The organism is Cytobacillus sp. GQ23 (assembly GCF_059758675.1).
This window is the reverse complement of the sequence record NZ_JCAXER010000022.1, coordinates 32865-47534: the sequence shown is the minus strand read 5'-3', so window position 1 is coordinate 47534 and position 14670 is coordinate 32865. Positions and strand designations below refer to the sequence as shown.

Here is a 14670-nt window from a genome sequence, read left to right as displayed (position 1 = left end):
ATCGCTTTGATAGATTTGGCTTGTCAGGCAAATTTATTAAATAGCTTCGAGAAGTCCACCCGGTCGCCAATTGTCGTTGGCTCCGGCTTTTGCAGATATTTTTTATCCTTTTCTACCAATCTGAAAATATTGTAAGTCGTCAAGGCATCATCCAGAGCACGGTGATGTTTTCCTGTTCCTTCCTTGCCGTATTCCTGGACGGCTTTCCATAATCCTGTCTGATTTTGGTCACCAAAGAATCGCTTATATTCCATCGAAAGGTCCACTTCCCTGCCTCTGAAAGGAAATTCAACTCCAGCCTGGATGCAATTATTTCTAAGCACCTTCATATCCATATTTCCCCAAGTAACGATTGTGCAAGGACGATTTCTGTTCATATTCTTCATTTTCTCCACTAATTCAAGAAAATCAATCCCCTGATCCACTTGTTCCTGTGATATATGCAGAAAGGATTTACACCGTTCAGACAATATAGGAAACCGGACCGGAGATACATATGAAGAGAACTCTTCACAAACCTGATTGCTGATAACTGATACAATGCCAGCTTCAATAATTTCCGGAAAAAATCCTCTGAAAGCACTGCCTTTATCAGGCATTGTAAACTCAAAGTCAATAAAAAGGTATTGATGTTCCTCCCCCATTTTTTCACCTGCTTTACCTTAAATTTAAACGGACTTAATTTCTTATATTATATCATGAAATATTTCAATTTTCTGATCAAATTGTTTTTTGCCGTAAATTCTCCATGATGTCCTTATCTATAAATCTATTAATGGAACAACCGGCCGGCAAGCTGTATATTTCCATTGTTCAGAGCATACACATTAACCATATTCTATTAATTTTTAGAGACAGATAGAGAAAAGGGGGGCATGGAATGAAAAAAGGAATATGGTGTTTTTTGTTTGCAGTCCTGCTGTCAGTGGGATCTCTAATGCCTGCTGATGCTGCTGATGCGGAAAAAGAATTTGAAGACATATTAGAAGAACAGCTGCGCAGCACAGTCCATTATTACAATGAAAACTCCTTTTCAGTCATTGATGCTTACGGAATGCAGGGACAGGTAACGAAGGCCGTTACCTCTGATGACCCGAAAACATCTGAAAATGAAGAGGCTATTGAGGAATATACTTCCCATATTGGCATTGTTTTTCTGGAATTTGAACAAAAACGGGATGACCTATTTATCTTTAAGAAAAAAGATTTCTTTTACTATGATTTTGACAAAAAAGAATTCCTGACAGCTTCCAATGTGCTTGGCAATGATTCAATCAGGGAGTTTTTCGAAAGATATGTAGATGATATCGAGAAAAGAATTACCCTCTTCTCCAAGTTACTCTTCCTGTTTTTCCTTTCCTTTATCATTACGGTTCCGCTGGCAATCATGATTTTCCACAACCGCAGCCGCAGTAAATTTTAATACAGCAGATAAAGAGGATGAGCTTCGGCACATCCTCTTTTTGCTGCACAGCTTCAGCGCCTGCCCCAGAGCTGTTTCTCTTGAGAAGGCACTTTTGCCATCCTTATGATGCTGCCTGTATCCTCACATATTCTCGCGGTTCAAATACCTTCAGGTTTCGTTCATTTCCAGCTTCCACTTGATTTTCTGCCGGTAATAATTCGACCACTTCTTCGTCAACGGGAATATAGAATTCCCTTTTAGTTTGATGATCCAATATCCAGGCGCCTGCAAATAGCAGGGCAAAGATTGTAATGGCTGCTGAAATTTTATGTTTAATCATGCATAACACCACCTAAAAATAGTGTGCTTGAATGAATGATTTTTTATACAAAAGTGTTTCCTTTTTATATATTTTTTCAAAAAAATTTTTCCTGATTCATTCGTGTTTCTACCTATTTAATAAGAATGGATAAATCCTTTACTGATAAGGGTTGGAAGAATGCACAGACTTTCTTTTTAGGTTATAATTTGTTCTGAGGTGTATGAGCGGATAGTAATATGACTATGGCATGTCAAGCTTGCCTGCCTGGCTGGATAATATGGGGGAAGGTGGAAAAACTTTTATTAAGCGCTTTCTAATTGCAGAAACAGACTTATACATACTGCGGAAGAAAAATACAATTTTCCAAATTTCCCGAACTGTTAGATGCCACATATAGCTGCTTCATCAAGCTGCCTAATAGGATACTTTGTTGAATAACTCGCAATTAATTTAAAGGGGGTAATGTTTTGTCTTTGCTTCACCTGGCAATAATTTCACCATTTTTGCTTGCCATCCTTGTGCCTATTGCGTACAAGCTGTTCAGGCAGATACATACAGGTTGGTTTGTACTTCCTCTGCCAATCCTTTTATTCAGTTATTTTATTTCTTATTTATCCATCACCTCCGATCAGCAGTCCGTCACTGAATCTTTTTCATGGATACCCGCTCTTGGGATAGATTTCACGGCAAAAGTGGACGGCCTTGGTTTGCTTTTTGCCTTGCTGATAACAGGAATAGGATCACTGGTTGTTCTGTATTCCATCTATTACCTGGATAAAAACAAAGAAAAACTGAACACCTTTTATGTGTACTTGCTTCTATTTATGGGTGCTATGCTTGGGGTTGTCCTGTCTGATAACCTGATTGTGCTATATACCTTCTGGGAATTCACAAGTTTTTCTTCATTCCTGTTAATCGGGTATTGGTACCACAGAGAGAAATCAAGATACGGCGCACAGAAGTCGATGATCATCACGGTTTTCGGCGGTCTTTCTATGCTCGGAGGCATCATCCTGCTTTATTTAATGACAGGCACTTTCAGCATTTCGGAAATTATCGCTGGATCAGATGAAATATTTTCACATTCATTATTCGTTCCTGCTTTACTTTGCTTTTTGCTTGGGGCTTTTACCAAGTCCGCGCAATTTCCATTTCACATCTGGCTGCCGGATGCCATGGAAGCTCCAACACCTGTCAGTGCATATTTGCACTCGGCAACGATGGTTAAGGCAGGCATCTATTTAGTAGCACGTATGAGTCCGGTTTTTGCCGAGCACTCGCTCTGGCTCTGGCTCATTGCAGGATTTGGGATTACAACGTTATTTTGGGGTTCATTTTCAGCTGTCAAACAGACTGACCTTAAAGCCATCCTGGCTTTCTCAACAGTCAGCCAGTTGGGGATGATCATGTCCCTTCTCGGCATTGGTGCTGCAGCGCTTCACTTTGAAACAGTAGAAGACAGTTATTTTACGGTTGCCACTACAGCTGCAGTTTTTCATTTGATCAACCATGCCACCTTTAAAGGAAGTCTCTTCATGGTAGCTGGAATTGTAGATCATGAAACCGGAACACGAGATATCCGCAAACTTGGCGGTCTGATGAACTTTATGCCGATTACCTTTACTTTGGCGATCATCGGAACATTTTCCATGGCAGGGCTTCCGCCTTTCAATGGGTTCTTAAGTAAGGAAATGTTCTTTACAGGAATGGTCCGCGTTCTGGAAATGGATATTTTCAATTTGGATACATGGGGACTCTTGTTCCCGGTTTTTGCCTGGGTGGCAAGTGTATTTACGTTTATTTACAGCATGGTTCTTGTATTCAGGACATTCACAGGCAAGTTCCAGCCTGAACAATTAGAAAAGAAACCGCACGAAGCCCCATTCGGGATGCTCATATCTCCTATCATCCTGGCTTCACTAGTGATCATTATCGGTTTCTTCCCTAATATTATTTCTAACACGCTTATTTCCCCTGCGCAGGCCGCCATTATGCCTGTTGAAGGGTATAAGTATGATACTCATATATACTTCTGGCACGGATTTACGCCTGAGCTGTTCATGACTTTGGGTGTTATAACATTGGGCGTTCTACTCTTTATCTCTCTGCCGAAGTGGAGAAGAGTATATGATTTATTCCCTGAAAAATTGGCTCTAAATCGCTTCTATGACAGCGGCCTGTCAGGGATTCAGCGGGGCGCATACAGGTTTACCAAATGGTACATGAATGGCTCTATCAGAAACTATTTAGTTTATATATTTACTTTCTTTATCATTACATTGCTGTCCGTCTTATTCATGAAGGATGCATTTAAATTTAATGCGAGTAATGTTTCTGCCATCAGATTCTCAGAAATTGTGCTTGCTCTCGTGATCGCAGTTGGATCGATTACGATATTGTTTGTGAAATCAAGATTAACATCCATTATTTTATTGGGTGCAGTCGGCTATACAGTTGCGCTATTCTTTGTTATTTTCCGTGCGCCGGATCTGGCTTTGACACAGCTTGTCATAGAAACGATTTCAGTTGCGTTATTCCTGCTGTGTTTCTACCATCTGCCACAGATTAAAGATGAAGAAAGAATGCCGTTTAAAGCAACCAATGCAGTCATCTCCATTGGTGTTGGGCTGGTCGTAACTTTAATTGCTTTTTCAGCTTACAGTAATAAATCACCTAATTCGATTGCACAGTATTATATTGAAAACACCTATGAAAAAGCTGCCGGCAAAAACATGGTAAACGTTATTCTCGTGGACTTCCGCGGATTTGACACAATGTTTGAAATAACGGTACTTGCCATAGCGGCTCTGGGGATATTCGGAATGATCAAGCTTCGTCTGGGGGGAGGAAAGAAAAATGAAAACAAATGACATTATTCTGCAAACAGCCACTAAAGTTGTTTTGTTTATCATCGTTCTTTTCTCTGTATATATTTTCTTTGCCGGTCACTATACACCAGGCGGCGGTTTCGTAGGAGGCCTGCTAACATCAGGGGCACTCATTTTACTCTTGTTGGCCTTCGATATGAAGACAGTTGAAAAGACACTGCCTGTTAATTACATGTATATGATTGCAGTCGGCCTCCTCTTTGCAATCGGAACGGGAGCAGGTGCGCTGCTCTTCAATGTTCCATTTTTAACACATGCATTTACAGGTGTAGACCTTCCAATTCTGGGACACTTATCACTTCATACCGCAGCACTGTTTGATCTCGGTGTTTTTCTGGTTGTTGTAGGTGTGACAATGATCATAATCAAAACGATAGGGGAGGATGACTAATGGAAATATTAATGTCCGTTGTTGTTGGAATTCTTTTTATGTCAGCCACCTATTTAATGCTTTCAAAAAGCCTGCTTCGCATCATTGTTGGAACTGCGATATTAAGTCATGGCGCCCATTTGCTCATCTTAACAATGGGGGGTCTTAAAAAAGGTGCTGCACCGCTTCTCGGTGAGGCTGCAAGCTCCTATACAGACCCGCTTCCGCAGGCATTAATCTTAACTGCAATAGTAATCGCATTTGGTGTAACGGCCTTTTTCCTAGTATTGGCATACCGGGCTTATCAGGAACTTGGTACAGATAATATGGACAAATTGAGAGGAAATGAAGGAAATGAAGGAAATGATTAACTTTTTGATACTGCCGATTTTAATTCCCTTAGTAACGGGAGTCCTTCTAATCTTCGCTGCCAAGTATATCAAGCTGCAAAGGTGGATTGCAGGCCTTTCAGCGTTGATAACTGTAATTGTATCGGTGTTATTAGTTCAAAAGGTCAATAACGATGGGATTCAGACATTGAACTTATCTAATTGGGAAGCGCCTTTCGGAATTACACTTGTTTCTGATATGGTTTCCGCCTTACTTGTATTAACTACCAGTATCATTGCATTGGCATGTGTAATCTATTCATTTCGCGGAATAGATGAAGGCAGGGAAAAATTCTATTTCTACTCAGCTGTCAACTTTTTGATCGTTGGCGTAAATGGAGCATTTACAACCGGCGATATTTTTAACCTTTTTGTATTCTTTGAAGTAATGCTAATGTCTTCTTATGTGCTAATTGTAATTGGGGGCACGAAAATCCAGTTGAGGGAATCCATTAAATATCTGCTCGTGAATGTCATTTCTTCAGCATTATTTGTAATTGCTGTAGCATACTTATATTCCGTTGTGGGAACGCTCAACATGGCCCATATTTCCGTTCGGATCAGTGAGATCAGTGAAATGGGACAGCCTGGCATCATTACTGTTATTGCCGTTCTATTTCTGATCGTTTTTGGTCTGAAAGGGGCAATTTTCCCTCTATTCTTTTGGCTGCCAGGGTCATATTATGCACCGCCGGCACCTGTTCTTGCACTATTCGGTGCCCTGCTCACAAAAGTGGGGGTTTATTCAATAGCCAGGACATATACTTTATTCTTTTACCAGGATGGAGGCTTTACTCAGCAGCTTTTAACCATTCTGGCGGTAATTAGCATCATTTTTGGTGTCATTGGGGCAATCGCCTATTGGGATATTAAGAAAATTGTCATTTACAATATCATAGTAGCTGTTGGAGTCATTCTCTTTGGCATTTCAGCTATGACCCCGGATTCTCTTACAGGTGCAATGTTTTACCTGATACATGATATGAACATTAAAGCATCACTGTTTTTACTTGTTGGTATCGCAGCAGCTATAACAGGAACGAGTAATTTAAGAAAAATCAGCGGGTTAATAAAGCGTTATCCCGGATTGGGCTGGACTTTTTTCATTGCCGCTCTTTCACTATCGGGTATTCCCCCGCTAAGCGGTTTTGTCGGCAAGCTCTTGATTATTAAAGGGGGATTCGAGTCTGAGCATTACTGGGGTGCAGGGATTGTGTTAATATCCAGTCTACTTGTCCTTTTCTCCATCATGAAAATTTTTATCAATGGTTTTTGGGGAACCCCTCGTGATTACGAAGGCGCAGATCAAATACCTGTCAAGAGCATGATGATTGCTCCGGTGATCCTTGTTGCTTTTGCCGTCTTTTACGGAGTCGGCTCTGAATTCGTATATCCGTATATCTCTCAGGCTGCTGAAACGCTTGCCAATCCAAGTATTTATATAGACGCAGTCTTAAAGGAGTACTGAGTATGGCATTTCAAATTTTATTAAATATGTTCCTTGGATTTATGTGGATGTTCTTAACAACAACCTACGATCCGGTAGCCTTCTTGAAGGGTTATCTTTTCGGCCTGCTCATTATTTTTGTATTCAGGCGGTTCTTTACCTCCCGCTTTTATCTGCATCGTGTGATCGCAGTAATCAATTTATTGCTGATCTTTATTAAAGAACTGATTCTAGCAAATATAGCGGTATTAAAGGTTGTTCTTAAACCAAAGCTTGATATGAAGCCGGGCATTTTCGCGTTCCCGACTGTTTTAGAAAAAGATTGGGAAATAACTGTTCTGGCAAACCTGATTACCCTGACCCCGGGAACCTTAACCATTTCTGTTTCCGACGACAATAAAATATTGTACGTGCATGCAATGGATATGGGTGAAGTACAGGACGAAATTGAATCCATTAAAAATTCTTTCGAGAAAGCAATTATGGAGGTGAGCCGATAATGATCCAGACCATTGTAATGATCGCCATTCTGTGTATATCAATCGCCACACTGGCTTTAATATACAGAGTGATCAAAGGCCCCACCACCCCTGACAGGGTTGTAGCATTGGATGCAATTGGAATTAACCTGGTTTCTATCGTGGCACTCACTTCGATTGCGCTAAATACTAACGCCTACTTGGAGGTCATCCTTCTGCTTGGAATTCTCGCTTTCATCGGAACTGTGGCCTTCTCTAAATATTTGGAGAAGGGGGTTATCATAGAACATGACAGAGATCGCTAATTTCTTTATTATCGTGTTTGTTCTGTTAGGTGCCTTCTTTAGCCTAGTTGCAGCTTTCGGTGTTATCAGGCTGCCTGATGTTTATACGAGAAACCATGCTGCTTCAAAATCTGCAACACTCGGTGTTTTATGCGTTCTTTTAGGAACATTGCTTTTCTTTTATTTTAAGGATGGCTACTTTAATTCAAGGGTCGTACTGGGGATTATTTTTATCTTCATGACTTCCCCCATTGCTGGCCATTTAATCGGACGTGCAGCATATAATTCCGGAGTCAAGCTATGGGATCAAAGCGTCAGGGATGACCTAAAAAATGACACTAATGGAAAAGAATCTGCCGGTAAAGGCCAATAAATAGAAACCCACGGGAAACTTTTCACTCCTGTGGGTTTTTTGTACGTTTATTTTCTTTTAATTACTGCCATTGTACATCTTGAGGTGCATATCAGCTTGTCATTCTCATCCATTATTTTAATATCCCAAACCATTGTGGTTCTTCCCTGATGCAGCACTGTTGCGACAGCCGTCACAATTCCATCCTTTTTAGCACGTACATGGTTAGCATTAATCTCAAGCCCTGCAACAGATTCCGTTTCTTTATCGCAAAGTTCAAATGCTCCTATGCTTGCAACAGTTTCCGCAAGGGCGACAGATGCCCCTCCATGCAGGAGGCCAAACGGCTGGCGGGTGCGTTCATCAACAGGCATGGTGGCAACTACTCGTCCCTTTTCAAGTGACACGATTTCCATTCCAAGTGTTTCAATTAAGGTATCTTTCAACTCCATTTCCTTATCCCCTCTCCATATGTAAAATGTTGTCATACTATACTCCATTATATAAGAACAAACTATGTATGTCCTGTAGGACAAGCATAAAAAAAGAGGTGACCGCCATGAATCGTGTACGCGAAGGATTAATTCCAACTGTTCTCGGCACCGCTGTTACTGCGGCTGGATATGCAATGAAACAAAACCGCAGAGCTAACAATATGTTATCAGATACCATCGTTGGTTTCGGGCTCGCCCATATTGTACTTGGAGCTATTGACCTGGTAGAGCACCGCAATCAGTATTAGAAAACATTTGACGATTTACTAAAAGTATAAAAAGGCAGCACCCGGCTGCCTTTTTATATTAAAGTCCCATCCCCTGATCATGGAGCTTTTTCTGCTTCTTCGCCCGTTTTCTTCTGGCAAAACGAAATATGAGGAAAATCGCTGCAAAGCCTGCCAGGCCAAGCAGTATTTCTTTTTCATGTTTGATGATGGTGTCAATATGGTCTCCAAATACATAGCCGATCGTGAAGGCTATAGAGAGCCATATCAGTGCGCCACTGTATGCAAATAAAGTGAATTTTTTAAATGGCAATTTACTGAAGCCGTATAAAAAGGGGAGGAAATTTCGGATACCCGGAACAAAATAACTGAAGGAGAGGGAAAAGGCATGATACTTTTCCATTAGTTTTAAAGAAGAATCAATCGTTTTAGACATCCTTTTGCTTTTATGAAAGTACTTTAGCAAAGGCCTTCCAATCAAACGCCCGATGGTATAACAGGTTGTCAGTGCCGCCAGAATTCCAAAATATATGACAATGAATGCAAGCAAAGGGTGCAGCGTTTTTAAGGAGGAAGAAAGACCAACAGTCATAACAATCAATTCATTTGGAACAGGAAAAATAAAAACCCCTACCCAAAGCCAAAGAAACAGCCCCAAATATCCGTTATTTTCAATGATTTCCAAAATCAATTCAAGTTCCATCCGGGGCCTCCTATCTATGTATGCAACGCACACTTATTTACCACACTAATATATTCTCCATTCCCTTCTTTTACCCCTTTTATAATAATATCAATCCTTATTAAATTCTCTTGTTGAAGCCTAACTGTTGCGGAAGGCAATTTTGTTCCTTCATAGGAATAGCTTTGTTTTCATATAATGGAAATGCGTGCATTTATTACTAACCGAAAGGGGCAGAAAACCGGATGTACCCCTACTATTATTTTCGCTACCCGAAGCCCGGATATAACCCTCAGCTTCAAAGCTGCTGGAATTATCCGCAGGCCTATCAGTCTTATTATCACCCTGTGCATTTCTATAGGACCTTACCGGCAGTTGATCCGCAAATGTTCATGAGCTCTGCCAAAAAAATGGAGGTCCTCATGAAGGATGCCAGCATATTACTTGTAAAAATGGCAGAGTCAAGAAAGTATTCTTATGATTTGATGGCAGCAGCTCAGCAGTCCAATAAACCTGCGGTCGAAAACCTTCTGAAATCAACAGGCATCTCGCGGGTTCCTTCTGTTTCCTATACACCCGACGGGCTAAGACTTCATTTCGAATCAGACAAAGATGATCCCCAGAAATGCTGTGATTTAACACTAAAGCTGAGATGGATGTAAATAAAAAAGCCCTCAATCAAGAGAGCTTCTCACCTATCTAACGGTAATAAGGGTTGCCATATGGGCCATAGCCTGGATATCCGCCACCGCCATAAGGAGCATATGGCGTTCCTGGTGGCGCTCCTGGCGGTCCATAGAAAGGCGGCGGGGGACCGTAGAAAGGACGCGGTGCAAATAAAGCTGCTCCCAGCCCGCCTCCCAGAAAACCGCCGATCAAGCCGCCGACAAAAGGAGCTCCTAAAAAGAAAAACCTTTCATTCCCGTTTCTATATGGGCCTCTATAATAATACATGCAGGGTAACCTCCTTCATTTTCAATCCCTTCTCTATTTAATATGCAGATGTCCCCATTTTGAGTGGGCGACTAGAAAAGCGGAAGCACCATGCTCACCTCCCAGCACGAAACAAAAAATCCCCTGTGCCTTTTGGGCAAGGGGATTTTTGTATATTAGTTAACAGCTTTTACTTTAGCAAATGCATCTTCAACAGATACATAATCATAGCCAAGGTCTTTAGCAACCGCTGGGTATGTGATGCTTCCGTTTACAACGTTCACACCAAGCTTAAGTGCTGCATTGTCTTCAATCGCTTTCACAACGCCTTTGTTTGCAATTTGCAGAGCATAGTTGATTGTAACGTTTGTAAGAGCAATTGTAGATGTTCTTGGAACAGCACCAGGCATGTTCGCAACAGCATAGTGAACAACGCCATGCTTATCATATGTTGGGTTGTCATGAGTTGTAATATGATCAACTGTTTCGAAAATACCGCCCTGGTCAATCGCTACGTCTACAACTACTGAACCAGGCTTCATTGTTTTGATCATTTCTTCTGTTACAAGCTTAGGCGCTTTCGCTCCCGGAATTAGAACTGCACCAATTACCAGGTCAGCATCTTTAACAGCCTGTGCAATGTTGAATGGATTAGACATTAAAGTCTGGATGCTGTTTCCAAAGATATCATCAAGCTGGCGCAGACGCTCTGGGCTTAAGTCGATGATTGTAACTTGTGCGCCAAGTCCGATTGCCATTTTTGCTGCGTTGATTCCAACTACACCGCCGCCAATGATGGTAACTTTTCCGCGTGATACACCAGGAACACCTGCAAGAAGAATACCCATTCCGCCATTTGTCTTCTGCAGGAATTGAGCTCCAATTTGAGCAGACATGCGTCCTGCAACTTCACTCATTGGAGTAAGAAGAGGCAGTGTACGGTTAACTTCAACTGTTTCATAAGCAATAGCTGTAACGCCTTTTTCAGTTAAAGCTTTTGCAAGCTCAGGCTCTGCTGCAAGGTGAAGGTATGTGAAAAGAACCAATCCTTCACGGAAATAACCATACTCAGATGGAAGCGGTTCTTTAACCTTCATAACCATTTCAGCAGCCCATGCTTCAGCCGCAGTATCTACGATAACAGCCCCTACTTCAGTATAATCTTCATTAGTGAAACCGCTTCCAATTCCTGCGTCGATTTCTACTAATACTTTATGTCCGGACTTTACTAATGCATCAACGCTTGCTGGTGTAGCAGCAACACGATTTTCATTATTTTTAATTTCTTTAGGTACTCCAATAATCATGGAAAACTCCCCTTTCAATCTATCAATTATGATATTTACTATTGTCAGTATAATAATTTTAGTAAAGCGCTGTCATTGTTGAATTCATAAAATAAAAGAGCCTCCATTTGTGGAAATCTACAAATGAGGGCTCTTCTTTTCCATTCTCCGGACTTTAAGTTCAAGATATAAAGAAAGTTTTGTATTCGTATTCTTCAGGTCAACCTTCCCAATATCAGTTATCCTCTTTAATCGGTAATTCAGTGTATTCATATGAATATGCAGGTTTTTAGCTGTTTCATTCACATTGCTGTCATGATCAATGAAGGCTTCCAGGGTAGCGAGCAAATTGGTCCGGTGCTCAAGATCATATTTAATAATCTTCTCAATAGCAGGGTGCTCATACGGCTCCTGCCGCTTCTTTTCAAGGATGGCATCAAGATAGCGGAAAATGCCAAGCTGCTGGTAGCTGTAGACATGATGGATCTCTTCCGGAAATTGCTCTTTAAGGCGCAGTACCTGCAATGCCTCCTGATAGCTTTTTTCCACTTTTTCAAAGTGCTGATAAGCAGTTCCTGTTGCCCCGCTAATATGATCAATGCTAAATCGCGTGTTCATTTCATCAATGAAAAACTGGATGAATTCGATGAAAGGATTTTCAGCTTGAGCAGATTCAGGCGGTGCAGCCAGAATGACAAATTCATTCGCCATCGCGGCATGAAAGGTTATCTGAACCTTTTGGCTTGTCGTAATCAGGTAGATGATCTTTTGTTCTATTTTAGAGGTCACTTCTTCTTTAAACCTAAAGACCAGCACAGCAAACGGTGATGGCGGTTTTATACTTAAATCCTCAAATTTGTCTGAGATTTCATCATGGCTATGGAAATGGCCGGTTAACAGCTCCCAGAAAAAATCCCGGTAGCCCTCAGCTCTTTTTTTCTTTTGCGCATTTAGTTTTAGCATTTCCGTCCTTGCTGACTGTGCGGCCAGTTTCAGCAGATTCAGCTTGCTTTCTGTTAAGGCGGCTTCTTCTTCGACGACCCAGATGTAGCCCAGTACCTCATTATGATTGCGTATAGAAATGGCTACCCGATTTCCCAGTCCTATCTCCTTTATTTCAGGAATTCTAAGCGGTTCCCCGCTTTGCATCAGCTGTGGTATCACACGATCCTTCCATAAACGATTAATAACCTTTTCGGGAACCTTTCTGCTGATAATTGTAGCTATTCGAGCGGTATCTGTCTGATCATCATGTGTACTGTATGCCAGCAGGCGATGATTTACATCTTCTATAGTAACAGGGCATTCCAGGACATCGCGGATCTTATCTACTAATTCCTCCAGATCACTAAATGCCCTCTTAAACGGATCCTTTTCCATTTTATTATCACCCAATCGTAAAACTTCTTTAAATTTCACTTTTTCTATCCTATTATATTATACCTCAATCCTGCCCTGTACTCTACCAGGGCCATCATGCCATTCGACAATATTCGGGGGGTGCCTGTCACAAAACTTTTATAAAATTGCTAATAGTTTTACTTTTTTATTTAACTTGAAGTTATATTCAGATAATTTTACAATAGGACATGTTCACAAAAAAATCATATTTTAATAGGTTTAATGGCAAAACTTGAAAGCGTTAACATCTGGGAGGCGATGATTTATGCTAGAAACGCTTAATAAAATTAACGGAGTGCTCTGGGGCACACCGAGCTTAATTTTGCTTTTTGGTACGGGTGTTCTTTTAACATTCATGCTGAAAGGCCTTCAATTCAGAAGGCTGATATATGCATTCAAATTAGGTTTTACAAAAGAAGGACAGGCTTCATCCAATGCTGAAGGAGATGTCAGTAACTTCAAGGCTCTTATGACAGCTCTTGCAGCTACCATTGGTAATGGTAATATCGCTGGTGTTGCCACTGCGATTACACTCGGCGGACCAGGGTCAATCTTCTGGATGTGGATTGTTGGTTTGCTTGGAATGGCAACCAAATATGCCGAAGCATTACTGGCAATGAAATACCGTGTAAAAAATGCAAATGGTGAGTATTCCAGCGGACCGATGTATTATGTGGAGCGTGGTCTTGGCAAGAAGTTTAAATGGCTTGCAGTGGCATTTGCCGTCTTTGGCGCTTTTGCAGCACTGGGCATTGGAAACAGTGTTCAATCAAATACAATAGCCTCTGTAATGGATACTTCTTTTGGAGTTAATAATTGGATAACAGGTGTTATCCTTGCTGTACTCGCTGCTTTAATTATCTTCGGCGGTATTCAGCGCATCAGTACTGTTGCAGGATTCTTTGTTCCAGTTATGGCCGTTCTTTATATCGGAGGGGCATTACTTATACTGGCTGTAAACTATGATCAAATCATACCCGGTTTCCAGACAATCTTCTATTATGCCTTCAACCCGGTAGCAGCAACCGGAGGTTTTGTCGGAGTTGTCGTATCTGAAGCAATCAAGAATGGTGTTTCACGGGGTATTTTCTCGAATGAAGCCGGACTTGGTACCGCAGCGCTTATCGCAGGAAACGCAAAGACTGACCATCCTGTAAAACAGGCACTTGTTGCAATGACTGGTACATTTATTGTTACAATCGTGGTTTGTACGATGACTGGTCTGGTTCTTATCATGACTGGTTTCTGGGACACAACTGGCGGATTGATCTCAGGTGTGGCCCATGATGGCAGCCTTGACGGCGGGGCACTAACTAGTGCAGCCTTTTCTCATGTTCTTGGAGTTGCAGGAGAGTACATTGTTGCTTTCTCTGTTATCTTCTTCGGGTTTTCAACCATTGTCGGCTGGTATGTATATGGTGAAAAATGCTTTGAATACCTTGTTGGCACAAAAGGAATAATGGGATACCGTGCCATTTACATCTTTGCGACTGGCATCGGTGCGGTTGCTAACTTAACAACTGTTTGGGCTTTCGCAGACATGGCAAATGCATTAATGATGATCCCTAACTTGGTTGCATTAATACTTTTAAGCAAAGTGGTTGTTAAAGATACTAATGAATTCTTTGAAAATCACTATAAAGCAGCAAATAGACAGCTTAAGAAAGCTGGCTGATAAAAACGAAAGGCGCCCGCTTATTGGCTTATAACC

The 14670-nt window shown here is 41.3% G+C and carries 18 protein-coding genes; 11 read left to right on the top strand and 7 right to left on the bottom strand.

Annotated features, from left to right (window positions below; all coding sequences use genetic code 11):
- Window positions 1-23: 23 nt before the first annotated feature.
- Window positions 24-644 carry a 3'-5' exonuclease KapD gene (gene kapD, locus AC6CHU_RS18110; protein ID WP_159867825.1) on the bottom strand — a complete coding sequence of 207 codons (621 nt, stop codon included), beginning with the start codon at window positions 642-644 and terminating at the stop codon, window positions 24-26.
- 236 nt (window positions 645-880) lie between these two features.
- Between kapD and AC6CHU_RS18105 the strand changes: the two genes are divergently transcribed.
- Window positions 881-1423, top strand: a complete 543-nt coding sequence (locus AC6CHU_RS18105) for a hypothetical protein (RefSeq protein WP_159867828.1) — start codon at window positions 881-883, stop codon at window positions 1421-1423.
- 103 nt (window positions 1424-1526) lie between these two features.
- Here the strand turns inward: AC6CHU_RS18105 and AC6CHU_RS18100 are convergent, their stop codons facing one another.
- Complete coding sequence (locus tag AC6CHU_RS18100; RefSeq protein WP_159867831.1) at window positions 1527-1745, bottom strand: hypothetical protein; 219 nt, start codon at window positions 1743-1745, stop codon at window positions 1527-1529.
- 449 nt (window positions 1746-2194) lie between these two features.
- On the opposite strand from AC6CHU_RS18100, the gene AC6CHU_RS18095 reads away from it, so the two are divergent.
- The 7 genes from AC6CHU_RS18095 to mnhG are packed head-to-tail and all read left to right on the top strand — an operon-like array spanning window position 2195 to window position 7957.
- Entirely contained in the window at window positions 2195-4597 is a 2403-nt protein-coding gene (locus tag AC6CHU_RS18095) for a Na+/H+ antiporter subunit A (protein WP_498122556.1), read from the top strand.
- Window positions 4584-5006 (top strand): Na(+)/H(+) antiporter subunit B, encoded by a 423-nt coding sequence (locus AC6CHU_RS18090; RefSeq protein ID WP_159867837.1) that lies wholly within the window; start codon window positions 4584-4586, stop codon window positions 5004-5006. The genes AC6CHU_RS18095 and AC6CHU_RS18090 overlap by 14 nt, the downstream gene beginning before the upstream one ends.
- A complete protein-coding gene (locus AC6CHU_RS18085) occupies window positions 5006-5356 on the top strand; it encodes a Na(+)/H(+) antiporter subunit C (RefSeq protein ID WP_159867840.1) in 351 nt (116 codons plus the stop codon). The genes AC6CHU_RS18090 and AC6CHU_RS18085 overlap by 1 nt, the downstream gene beginning before the upstream one ends.
- Window positions 5349-6842 carry a Na+/H+ antiporter subunit D gene (locus tag AC6CHU_RS18080; RefSeq protein WP_159868046.1) on the top strand — a complete coding sequence of 498 codons (1494 nt, stop codon included), beginning with the start codon at window positions 5349-5351 and terminating at the stop codon, window positions 6840-6842. The genes AC6CHU_RS18085 and AC6CHU_RS18080 overlap by 8 nt, the downstream gene beginning before the upstream one ends.
- 2 nt (window positions 6843-6844) lie before the next feature.
- Window positions 6845-7321: a Na+/H+ antiporter subunit E gene (locus tag AC6CHU_RS18075; RefSeq protein WP_159867843.1), complete on the top strand. Its 477-nt coding sequence runs from the start codon at window positions 6845-6847 to the stop codon at window positions 7319-7321.
- Window positions 7321-7605: a Na(+)/H(+) antiporter subunit F1 gene (locus AC6CHU_RS18070; RefSeq protein ID WP_159867846.1), complete on the top strand. Its 285-nt coding sequence runs from the start codon at window positions 7321-7323 to the stop codon at window positions 7603-7605. Before AC6CHU_RS18075 ends, AC6CHU_RS18070 begins: the two co-directional genes overlap by 1 nt.
- Entirely contained in the window at window positions 7589-7957 is a 369-nt protein-coding gene (gene mnhG / locus AC6CHU_RS18065; protein ID WP_159867849.1) for a monovalent cation/H(+) antiporter subunit G, read from the top strand. Before AC6CHU_RS18070 ends, mnhG begins: the two co-directional genes overlap by 17 nt.
- A 47-nt stretch (window positions 7958-8004) precedes the next feature.
- On the opposite strand, the gene AC6CHU_RS18060 is transcribed toward mnhG, so the two are convergent.
- The gene (locus tag AC6CHU_RS18060; RefSeq protein ID WP_159867852.1) at window positions 8005-8388 is read right to left on the bottom strand and encodes a hotdog fold thioesterase; all 384 of its coding nucleotides are present in this window, start codon (window positions 8386-8388) and stop codon (window positions 8005-8007) included.
- A gap of 107 nt (window positions 8389-8495) precedes the next feature.
- Between AC6CHU_RS18060 and AC6CHU_RS18055 the strand changes: the two genes are divergently transcribed.
- The gene (locus AC6CHU_RS18055) at window positions 8496-8678 is read left to right on the top strand and encodes an asparagine synthase (protein WP_159867854.1); all 183 of its coding nucleotides are present in this window, start codon (window positions 8496-8498) and stop codon (window positions 8676-8678) included.
- Between the two features lie 58 nt (window positions 8679-8736).
- Here AC6CHU_RS18055 and AC6CHU_RS18050 read toward each other — a convergent pair whose 3' ends face one another.
- Window positions 8737-9360 carry a DedA family protein gene (locus AC6CHU_RS18050; RefSeq protein ID WP_159867857.1) on the bottom strand — a complete coding sequence of 208 codons (624 nt, stop codon included), beginning with the start codon at window positions 9358-9360 and terminating at the stop codon, window positions 8737-8739.
- 224 nt (window positions 9361-9584) lie between these two features.
- On the opposite strand from AC6CHU_RS18050, the gene AC6CHU_RS18045 reads away from it, so the two are divergent.
- Entirely contained in the window at window positions 9585-10001 is a 417-nt protein-coding gene (locus tag AC6CHU_RS18045) for a YuzC family spore coat inner layer protein (RefSeq protein ID WP_159867860.1), read from the top strand.
- A gap of 37 nt (window positions 10002-10038) precedes the next feature.
- On the opposite strand, the gene AC6CHU_RS18040 is transcribed toward AC6CHU_RS18045, so the two are convergent.
- The 3 genes from AC6CHU_RS18040 to AC6CHU_RS18030 all read right to left on the bottom strand — a co-directional run bounded on the left by AC6CHU_RS18040 (window position 10039) and on the right by AC6CHU_RS18030 (window position 12977).
- Window positions 10039-10293: a hypothetical protein gene (locus tag AC6CHU_RS18040; protein WP_159867863.1), complete on the bottom strand. Its 255-nt coding sequence runs from the start codon at window positions 10291-10293 to the stop codon at window positions 10039-10041.
- A 155-nt stretch (window positions 10294-10448) separates the two neighbouring features.
- Window positions 10449-11579, bottom strand: coding sequence for an alanine dehydrogenase (gene ald / locus AC6CHU_RS18035; protein WP_159867866.1), 1131 nt, complete (start codon window positions 11577-11579; stop codon window positions 10449-10451).
- Window positions 11580-11696: 117 nt separating this feature from the next.
- The gene (locus AC6CHU_RS18030) at window positions 11697-12977 is read right to left on the bottom strand and encodes a PucR family transcriptional regulator (RefSeq protein WP_236566271.1); all 1281 of its coding nucleotides are present in this window, start codon (window positions 12975-12977) and stop codon (window positions 11697-11699) included.
- A gap of 247 nt (window positions 12978-13224) precedes the next feature.
- On the opposite strand from AC6CHU_RS18030, the gene AC6CHU_RS18025 reads away from it, so the two are divergent.
- The gene (locus AC6CHU_RS18025) at window positions 13225-14634 is read left to right on the top strand and encodes an alanine/glycine:cation symporter family protein (RefSeq protein ID WP_159867869.1); all 1410 of its coding nucleotides are present in this window, start codon (window positions 13225-13227) and stop codon (window positions 14632-14634) included.
- Window positions 14635-14670 lie beyond the last annotated feature (36 nt).